This window comes from Caballeronia choica (assembly GCF_001544535.1).
GTDB lineage: Bacteria > Pseudomonadota > Gammaproteobacteria > Burkholderiales > Burkholderiaceae > Caballeronia > Caballeronia choica.
Window position 1 is genome coordinate 1 of the sequence record NZ_FCON02000225.1, and the last position, 8,534, is coordinate 8,534.

The window sequence follows — 8,534 nt, forward strand, 5'->3', positions numbered from 1 at the left end:
GACGTCAAAGCCGCGGGCCGTCACTGTTCAATGAAAACCGTCGCAGAACTGAGGAGGACATCATGAACGACACGACAAAACTTGTCAGGAAAGACGAAACGGCGGCGGCCCGGCGCGAAGACGACCCGTCACAACGCCGGGTCACGCTAACGCCGCCCGTGGATATCTTCGACGATAGACAGGGGATCACCCTGTGGGCGGATCTGCCCGGCGTCACGAAGGACCGGCTCGATGTGAAGGTGCACGACGGCAACCTGTACATCGAGGCGGAGGCGGTGGTACCCACGCCGGCGGGGCTGCGCCTGTAGCACGCGGAGATCCGCCAGCCTCACTTCGCGCGGGCGTTCTCGCTCGGGGCTGACTTCGACGCATCGAAAATCGATGCAAACCTGAAGGACGGCGTGCTGAAGCTGACGATACCGCGCCGCGACGAAGCCCGGCCGCGTCGGATCGAAGTGCGTACGAACTGAAGCCGGCAGGCGGGCGGCAACGATAGGAGAAAATCCCGATGAACGCCGATCTGAAAAAGTGGAACCCCTTCAAGTTCCTTCGCGGGGCTGCCCGCAAGTCCGATAAGGACAGCCCTGAAAGCACGCCGGCGAGCGAACAGTGGCGTGCCTCCTGGCCTAGCATTCCGCGACTGTTCTCACGTAAACCGTGGCGCGCAGTTGAGGAGTTCTTTCATGACCCGTTTGCAGGCCGTGGGGCGCTCGAACGATGGTTTGGCGACTTCAGTTCATCGAGCTTCCAGCCGCGCATCGACGTGGTAGACGAAGGGCAGGTGCTGCGCGTGACCGCCGAACTACCCGGTATGAAGCGCGAAGACCTGAACGTGAGCGTCGAGGATGGGGCGATCGTGCTGCGCGGCGAGAAAAACAGGACGTGCCCAGCGAGGACGACGGCTGCTACCGGCTAGTGCGCGCCTATGGAAGCTTCATGCGCACCATCCCGATGCCGGAAAACGCCGATACGAATCACGCCTTGGCAAAGTTTGACAACGGCGTGCTCACGTTGACCGTGCCGAAATCGGAGCCGGCGCGATCCGCGAGTCGCACGATCGACATTGGCTAGGGCAAGCAGGCAAGAAGAACGAACTTCAGGGGCGGCACGCGGCATGTGCATTGCTCAAAAACTCTCGCATGATGATTGGCCCGTCTTCTATGGCGGGCTTCTTTTCGTCCGCTCGTGCGATTGCCTGCCGCCGGAGCAATCGGCGACGGTGAGCGGCTCTGAGTTACGCCATCTCACGCGAATCGTCGGCGCCGCGCTCGCGCTTGTAGGCCTCCCATGCGTCCAGTGCGCGCCCCGTGTTGCCCGCCCGTTCCATCCAGTAGCGACGGGCGTGCTCTTGCAGCCGATTCCACCATTGGAGGCCCGTGCTTTCGTCCTCTGTCGGTTCGCGATCCGGATGGCCTGCGCTCTTCCCTCCGTTCAAAGCATCAGGTTTCTCCGCCGCCTCAATAAGCTCGTCCGCCATCTGCTCCAGGATCATATCGGCCCATTGCTGAGGGTCTAAGTCCGTTAAATTTGTGACTCGAGACAGCTTTGCATACGTCGCGCAACTGATCATGATTTGATTCATGGCGTTCGTCTCTCTTCTTTCGTAAGCATCCAGAAGTTGCTTAGCACTTGCTCAGCAATAGGCCGTCCCGCACCGCGATAGCGCCTATCCATTCGTCACATACTGACGCAATGCCGCGCGCTGAATTCGTCGATCGCAAGCTGGAACGGGCTTCGTTTGGCAGCGGGATTAACACTTGCTGCGGGAGAGGCGCAGCGCGTCAGGCCGTAGGCAAGCGCCGCGAGCGGGCAAATGACCAGCTCATATGCGGGTCCGGGATGACATCGGCTGATGTCTCGATGTCTCAGCCTCGCGTCCCGTTGTTGCTCATGCGCCTTCCTCCCTCATGCGTGCGCCTCCCGATCCTTGCGCGGCCGCCCGCCCTTTTTGCCGTTCTCGCGCGCGGCGGCCGGTCTATGCAAGTCCGAGAAACACGAGCATCGCGCGGTTGACGGAGATCATCGTGTTGTCCTCGAGCTCGCCGATCACGTTGCCGGTCTTCTCGGTGCGCACCGTGAACATCTTGTCGATCTGGATCTGAGAATTTAGGTTCAGGCCATTTTGTAGGCTCGGCTCGACGTTGATGCGGAGAATCGGCGCGTCAACGAGGTCGCTCGACATCAGCAAGACGGTCACGCTCGCATGATTGGCGAACAGATCGGATTGCACGACGAGTGCCGGGCGGCCTTTGCCGAAATCTCCCTGTATGGCGACGGTCACGATGGTGCCGCGCTTCACTTCCACTCGTTCTCAGTGATCCGCTCGATGAAATCCATGTCTTCCTGTTCGCCGGCGCTGTCGCGGATGGCCTGCGACTGGCGTGCGCATTCCTTGGCGAATCCAGGTGCGCGCGTATCGGGTACCCAGATTTGGATCGGGCGCAGGCCGGCCTTGCGAAGGTTGTCGCGATGCGCGCGCACGCGCTGCGAGAGGGTAATCGGCATGATGCTCTCCTTGGTTACATGTAACTCAGTGTGGGCCGTTTCATGTAACGAGTCAACGTTAGGGGCTCGCTCTCAGCGGCGGGTGGGCAATTATTCGCCTACGCGCATAACCCTGTACGCCTACGCGCATAATCATTTTTGAATAACTCGCGCACCAAATCTATTGATTCATGGTGTCGGGCGTGTTTTGGTATCGCTCCCAGATCTGGTGTCTATATCTATAGGGATCGCGGAAACCCTTATCCAGCAAGGGATCTCAGCCGATACCATCGATGGTTGGTTTGACTGGCGAAATGGGCGCCCGACGAATGGGGGATGATCGGGCGAAACGGCGAGCGGACCCAGCAAATCGGGCCGTCGCGCCGCTGGAACGACTTGTCCGCGACCGCTGCACATACGAGTGCGCGCGAGGCCGTTATGTGGCGTTTTCAGCCCGATCGACCACCCGGACTGCGCGTAGGCCACGCCGTCACTCATCCTCTTTGCAGAACGACGAGAAACGCGGTGCCGTTATTTCCGAGTGAGCTTGCCCCGCCGGCTCCGGTTACGCTGACGATCGTGTAGCCCTGGCTCAGCAGCCAAGGAAGCGCGTCGTTTGCACGGTCGGAGGTATTCGCATCACCGGTGAACAATGTCGACGTGGCTGGACGACCCGTCGCTGCAGGGTATGCCATTACTACTCGCACGGATTTACCAACTGCGTCATCGTTCATCGCTTAGCCTCGCTAGTGTGGAAACCGGATGGAAGACTCATGGGCCTCGTGGCGCCACCGCATCAATCAAGCCAGCCGACACAACCAAGACTGAGCGTAGGCGACACCATCGACAAATTCAATGCCGCTCAATACGCGCAGACCGGCGCCACGCCTACCCGCAATGGCGTGCGAGTTCGTTAAAGTATTCGCGGCGTATCGCCGCATCGTATAACCACTCAGGTTGAGACTGACTATGACTGATACATTCACGCCAAATAGCGTCCCCTCCGCGAAGCCTTGACGACGAAATTACCTGCTGCGCATCTATCGCGCATCCAGTGGTCAATGGGCTGGGGAGCTGTTTGTCGGCGGGGAGGACGTATGCGACATCGCGGGATGTACCTCACCAGAAGAGGTCGAACAGGCCGCATGGATAGCGGACCTGCACCCCGATCGCGTCGAAATAGAGCGGCCCGCAGGAAAGGGGAGGAACCTACGGACCTGACTGCTTCCCACCACCAACGAATGGGACGCGGCTACCCGAAGCTTAACCCGGACGGTGCAGGGCCAATACGCGCAGACCCACAAAGAAAGCCCGCCGCAGCGGGCCAAGAGGAGGTGATCTACAACACGTTCCGTCCCCAGGGAGGGAAACGCATTCAGAGACTAACCCGGAATCAATGACGCCAAAAAAAAGCTCGCCGAAGCGGGCAATCCCATCACGTCGCGAGAAATCGCGAAGGGGACCGTTTTACGTTGTCTAGCAGCTATCTGTCGCGGCGTCGCCGGCGCTCCTCGTCACCGACGCGGATGCACGAGCCTGAAGTTGAGCGAGCGTCACGGCCATAAGCGGCCCGACTGTGCGGTTTTGGTCACGCCTCGATATGGCCGCCGCCGCTGTCTTCGATCAGGCCAAAGACTGCGTGGCGTGCTGGCAACCGCCCTAGCTTTCAGTATCGCTACGACCGGCGCCATGGCCGTGCAGTGGAGACCTTTATCCTGCGGCAAAACGATTGGATACGAAACGTCCGCCAAGATGGCGCTTCATAATGGCGTCCAGAATCTCCAACTTACGTCGTCAGCCGGCAACGGCGGCTGTGATACATTGAATTCCCGTCCTTGGTCCCGACGCGAAATCTCCTTTTACTTTTTTAAGCCCGCTTCGCGGGCTTTTTCTTTGTCTGCGGCTCCAGAAACGGCCCGTGTCGTCGGGGCCGGGCGCGAGCTGATGCCGCGCCTACGCCCGGAGCGTGCCCGACGGCGCCTGAGCCCGCCTGCCGCATCAGGCGCCCTTCTGGCGCGCGGATGACCGATCGAAGGTGAGAAGTTTTGTTCTCGCCTGCCACTGCCGCCAGCGCATCCGGTTGCGCCGCAAGGTTGTTTTTTGGCCCGCCTCGCCGGCGGGTTTTTATTGTCTTCCGGCACCAGAAACGGCCGTAGCGACGCTGTCGGGAGTGAGCTGACGTCCAACCCGCGCCCGGAGGCGCCTCGTCGCCTGCCGGTCGGCGCGGTCCTCCGTTGACGATCTCCAGCGCCGCCGCCAGATATCCGGTGCGCTGGCGCGATGTGCGGGCTGCCGCGCACACGCCGCGCCCCTCGAAGGGGTAACCTTGATGTACGCTCCTTGGTCCGGGCGTAAACCCCTCTTAAAGGCCCGCCTCGCTTCCGGCGGGCTTTTTTCTTGCTCGGCCGCCTGCTGCCCCCTGCGTCGCCGCTGCCGGGCGGCGCTGATGCGCGCCTACCTCCCGGAATCCCCGACGGCGCCTGCGCCCGCCTGCCGCGTCCTGTGCCACTCTTTCTGCAAGCCCGCTTTTCCTGCGCTTGGACGACCGATGACGGCTCCGCGCCCACGCCTGCGGACGTCTGATCGAGGCTACTTCGAGTAGAGCCTCGATATGCGGCGATCCATCGCATGCGAACGATCATGTTTTTCTATCAGCTTTCACGTAAGCATCATTGTTCGGAAAAAAAAGCATGTCCCCTGAAGTTCCTGTCGCCCCAATGACCTACCGGAAATTCATGATCAACATCACGGCCACCAGCTACGGCTACATCATCCGCGACAACGCGGGGCACTTTATCTGCACGGCGCCGACCATTGAAGCGGCGCAGCGCCTGATCGATCGCTGGTGGGAGCATCCATGACTGGCGTTACTCCCGAGAGCATTGTCCCCAGCCTAGTCGTGATCATGGCGGGCCGAGTCGGGCGCCTCGGTTGACGTTTAATTCTTGAGAGACCGCGCGGGCCCTGCCAGAACACAGACGAGTTCCCGCGGTACACGTTGGCCGTGGCGACCTTCAAAACCTCTAGCCATTGCTGCTCGCGGAGGCGCGCGATAGCCCGCTGGACAGTCGGACGGCTGAGGCCCGTAAGCGGTCGGGGGAAGGCTCGGATTCTTTCTCTGTTGGGGCATAAGCCCGTAGGGCACGTCAGACCGTAGGCAGGGACGTCGCGGGAATACGAGAGTACAGGCGGGAGAGCGGCCCGCAGGATACGGGGAACCCGCGGACCTAACCCACCAATCCTCCCCATCGAGCAGAGGCGGGCTAGGTGCAGCTTATGCGAATTCCGTGTAACACCCACTGCGCGGAGGCCCACGGACAAAAAGAAGCCCGCCGAAGGAAAGCCCGCCGGGTAAGGTTGCGCGGGAGCCTGCTTCTTTGCCTCCGGGGAAAAGCAGCAGAGCCAGACATTTCTGTTGCCTTTCAGCAACAGAACAGCTTACTGCCAAGGCAAAATTTTCGGCTTATCCACATTAAGCACGTGTATAGAAGAACCTTTCCCGCCTCCGATCCTAGGAATGGGATCCAATTTTGGCGAAACTTATGCACAGAAAAAGTGGACGAGTCTGTGGATAACTATCGAGGAAAATTTGCAAGCTACTGATCAAGCTAAATTTTGATGGTGCTTGAACAAAAAAAAGCCCGCCGTAGGCAATCAGGCGGGCACCAAGACCAAAGAATTGCAAAGCGCGTCCTCGACATGCTCGACGGGAACGCCCTACCAGCATAGACGCTGCGCAGAAAAAAGTTTTGTCGAGGAACGGACCGCGATCTACAACCGGATGCGCGGCTGCGGCCGTGTGTCATCGGCACGGAAGCGTGTTCCGGTGCCCATCATTGGGCCCGGGTGTTCCAGCAATACGGCCACACGGTCAAAGCACGACTAGTCAGCATCACGAAAGCCTGCGACGCCTACCTGCGTAGCCTGCTGGTACTCGGCGCTCGCTCCGTCATCGCCCATCGCTGAGAAGCAGGACCGTTTCAGCCTCTGGGTCCGAAACCTGGTCGAGCGCCGTGGCTACGGCGCGCAGCTGTCGCGATCGCGGCGAATAATGCGTTCTTCAAGCGGCGCGATCGCAACGGCCAGGAGCGCTGGTGGCTCGCTATCACTGGCAAAGGCAACAAGGAGCGCTTGCTGCCGGCCACTGCGGAGTTGAGGGCGGAGCTGGCTCGATACCGGCAGCACTACGATCTGCCGTCGCTGCCCTACCCGCACGAGCCGACGTCGCTGCTGTTGCCGATCGGTGGCCTGCATCGGCCAATGACGCGCGGAGGCGTGCACCTGATCGTGAAGCAGGTCTTTGAGAATGCGATTGACCATCTCACGTCGAGCGGCGAACCTCGCGAACGCGCTGCGGAACGCCTCAGGCAAGCCTCGGCCCACTGGCTGCGCCATACCGCCGGTTCACACATGATGGACGGCCAGGTTGACCTGCGTTACGTGCGCGACAACCTCGGTCACGCATCGATCTCGACCACCAGTCAATACCTGCACGCGGATGACGATGATCGCCATCGGGCAACCGAGTCCGGGCTCAAACTGAACTGGTAAAGGCCGCAGCCATTTGCCCGATCTCGCAGTGCAGCGGCCCTTCACCGTAGCAACTCGGTGGCGCGTTTTCGGCCCTTGCTGCCGTTGGTTCAATGACATGTCAGCGGCAGGTGAGGACCCCATTGCCATCATTCAGTGGCCGGTTGGATTTGTCGATCGTGAATGGCCGCCGTCGGAGAAATCGAATGTTCGTTGACGACTCGTTCCTGTCTCTGAGGTCCTTTCGGCGAGTGCCACTACCGCCCTCTAAAGCGGCCTTCCGTCCCGCGCCGCCGGGTCTGACATAGCCGGAGTTCCCCGCTTCCTGGTCGCCTCTGTGTCTACTGCCGACGACTATTCAGGGCTTTCTCGCGGACGCAAGTACACACGGCATCGGGACTTGCACCTCACCGTTCTCCGTATACGATGCCGCATCGTCGGACACGGCTTGCCGGATCGAAGCCAGCGCGTCCGGTGATTGCGCCTTCAAGATCGCCGCGACGCGGACACCGCCGCGCATCAGGACGTCGAAAGGCGTTTCGGGCGCTCGGATACGTAACGTTTGACTGACTTCCGCAATGCGGGGCTCAACGAAGCCGGCATCAAGCAGCGCACGCTCCGATTCGTGCGCGTCGCTGAAGCGGAAGAACGGAGGCCCAGGAGGCAGTTGGACATCCATGCGACCGTGCTTCTCAATGGCCTTGAGCACCATCCCGAATCCAACGGTCTGGTTCGGCGGCGCCCAAACGGTAAACGCGACTCGGCCTCCACATCGCAGCACCCGAAACGCTTCGGCGAGCGCGGCCTCGGGACGAGCGAAATGCAGCATTCCGAAGCTGATACCAACCGCGTCAAAACTCATATCCGGAAAAGGCAGATCTTCGGCGCTCCCAGGACGGAATACGACGTCGGGAAAAATGCGTCTCGCTTGCTGGACCATCGCGTCCGCGAAATCGATGCCGACTGCATCGCCGCCACGACGCGCTGCTGCTGCCGCGAGATAGCCGGGTCCTGACGCGACATCAAGGAACTGGACACCCGCACGTACCTCAAGCACATCGAGCAACGCATCATTGGACTGCGTCGTCAGTTCGCCAAAATACGAGTGATACGGCTGTGCGACTGTTTCCCAGCCCTGACGCTCAAAGGCGCTGAATTCGTCTTGTTCCATGTCACACCTCCATCCGGTTCACCCTATCGCACCTCGACATCGGACTGACGCGATCCGAGCCGACGCATGCTGGTCAGGTTAGTGCCGCTCGGCCACTTGTACAAGACTGCATGGGAGTTTCGGAATTCGTCCTGTCACGCCACCACCATCGATGAATACAGTGAACCTCGTCGTATATGACATTGTGCCGAGATAGGCAAGTGCGTCCGCGATGCGCGTCCCGTGTCCCCCTATCAACGGACGGTCGCGAGCATTGGTCGAGTGGCTCCTCCTGGCCGGTTTGAGTCGGATAATCACGTGGTCCACCAGCATGTGCGGGGAAGTGTACTGCCTACCTCCATTCGCAGAA

The 8,534-nt window shown here is 60.6% G+C and carries 6 protein-coding genes and 3 pseudogenes; 5 read left to right on the forward strand and 4 right to left on the reverse strand.

Going from position 1 to position 8,534, the window contains the following annotated elements:
* The first annotated feature begins 62 nt into the window (after positions 1-62).
* Both AWB68_RS40360 and AWB68_RS40365 read left to right on the forward strand, forming a co-directional pair.
* Positions 63-470: pseudogene (locus tag AWB68_RS40360) on the forward strand (Hsp20/alpha crystallin family protein).
* 38 nt (positions 471-508) lie between these two features.
* Positions 509-1,071 (forward strand): annotated as a pseudogene (locus AWB68_RS40365) (Hsp20/alpha crystallin family protein).
* A 163-nt stretch (positions 1,072-1,234) separates the two neighbouring features.
* Here AWB68_RS40365 and AWB68_RS40370 read toward each other — a convergent pair.
* From AWB68_RS40370 to AWB68_RS40380, 3 genes are all read right to left on the reverse strand, one after another.
* Positions 1,235-1,582 carry a hypothetical protein gene (locus tag AWB68_RS40370; RefSeq protein WP_125483212.1) on the reverse strand — a complete coding sequence of 116 codons (348 nt, stop codon included), beginning with the start codon at positions 1,580-1,582 and terminating at the stop codon, positions 1,235-1,237.
* 393 nt (positions 1,583-1,975) lie between these two features.
* The gene (locus AWB68_RS40375) at positions 1,976-2,299 is read right to left on the reverse strand and encodes a type II toxin-antitoxin system PemK/MazF family toxin (RefSeq protein ID WP_087649776.1); all 324 of its coding nucleotides are present in this window, start codon (positions 2,297-2,299) and stop codon (positions 1,976-1,978) included.
* Positions 2,296-2,505 (reverse strand): antitoxin MazE family protein, encoded by a 210-nt coding sequence (locus AWB68_RS40380; protein ID WP_087649777.1) that lies wholly within the window; start codon positions 2,503-2,505, stop codon positions 2,296-2,298. The genes AWB68_RS40375 and AWB68_RS40380 overlap by 4 nt, the downstream gene beginning before the upstream one ends.
* Positions 2,506-5,174: 2,669 nt before the next feature.
* Here AWB68_RS40380 and AWB68_RS48575 point away from each other — a divergent pair.
* The 3 genes and pseudogenes from AWB68_RS48575 to AWB68_RS40385 all read left to right on the forward strand — a co-directional run bounded on the left by AWB68_RS48575 (position 5,175) and on the right by AWB68_RS40385 (position 7,035).
* Positions 5,175-5,345: a hypothetical protein gene (locus tag AWB68_RS48575; RefSeq protein WP_160110162.1), complete on the forward strand. Its 171-nt coding sequence runs from the start codon at positions 5,175-5,177 to the stop codon at positions 5,343-5,345.
* 994 nt (positions 5,346-6,339) lie between these two features.
* Positions 6,340-6,540: pseudogene (locus AWB68_RS50180) on the forward strand (IS110 family transposase); the annotation flags it as partial.
* Positions 6,523-7,035, forward strand: coding sequence for a tyrosine-type recombinase/integrase (locus AWB68_RS40385; protein ID WP_327384236.1), 513 nt, complete (start codon positions 6,523-6,525; stop codon positions 7,033-7,035). The pseudogene AWB68_RS50180 and the gene AWB68_RS40385, both read left to right, overlap by 18 nt.
* A 337-nt stretch (positions 7,036-7,372) precedes the next feature.
* Here the strand turns inward: AWB68_RS40385 and AWB68_RS40390 are convergent, their stop codons facing one another.
* On the reverse strand, positions 7,373-8,185 hold the full coding sequence (locus tag AWB68_RS40390) for a class I SAM-dependent methyltransferase (protein ID WP_087649779.1): 813 nt from the start codon (positions 8,183-8,185) through the stop codon (positions 7,373-7,375).
* Between the last annotated feature and the right edge of the window lie 349 nt (positions 8,186-8,534).

Excerpts from the sequence above, each read along its gene's own strand:
- AWB68_RS40370 (WP_125483212.1), bottom strand. The coding sequence starts at position 1,582 with ATGAATCAAATCATGATCAGTTGCGCGACGTATGCAAAGCTGTCTCGA.
- AWB68_RS40380 (WP_087649777.1), bottom strand. The coding sequence starts at position 2,505 with ATGCCGATTACCCTCTCGCAGCGCGTGCGCGCGCATCGCGACAACCTT.
- AWB68_RS48575 (WP_160110162.1), top strand. The coding sequence starts at position 5,175 with ATGTCCCCTGAAGTTCCTGTCGCCCCAATGACCTACCGGAAATTCATG.
- AWB68_RS40390 (WP_087649779.1), bottom strand. The coding sequence starts at position 8,185 with ATGGAACAAGACGAATTCAGCGCCTTTGAGCGTCAGGGCTGGGAAACA.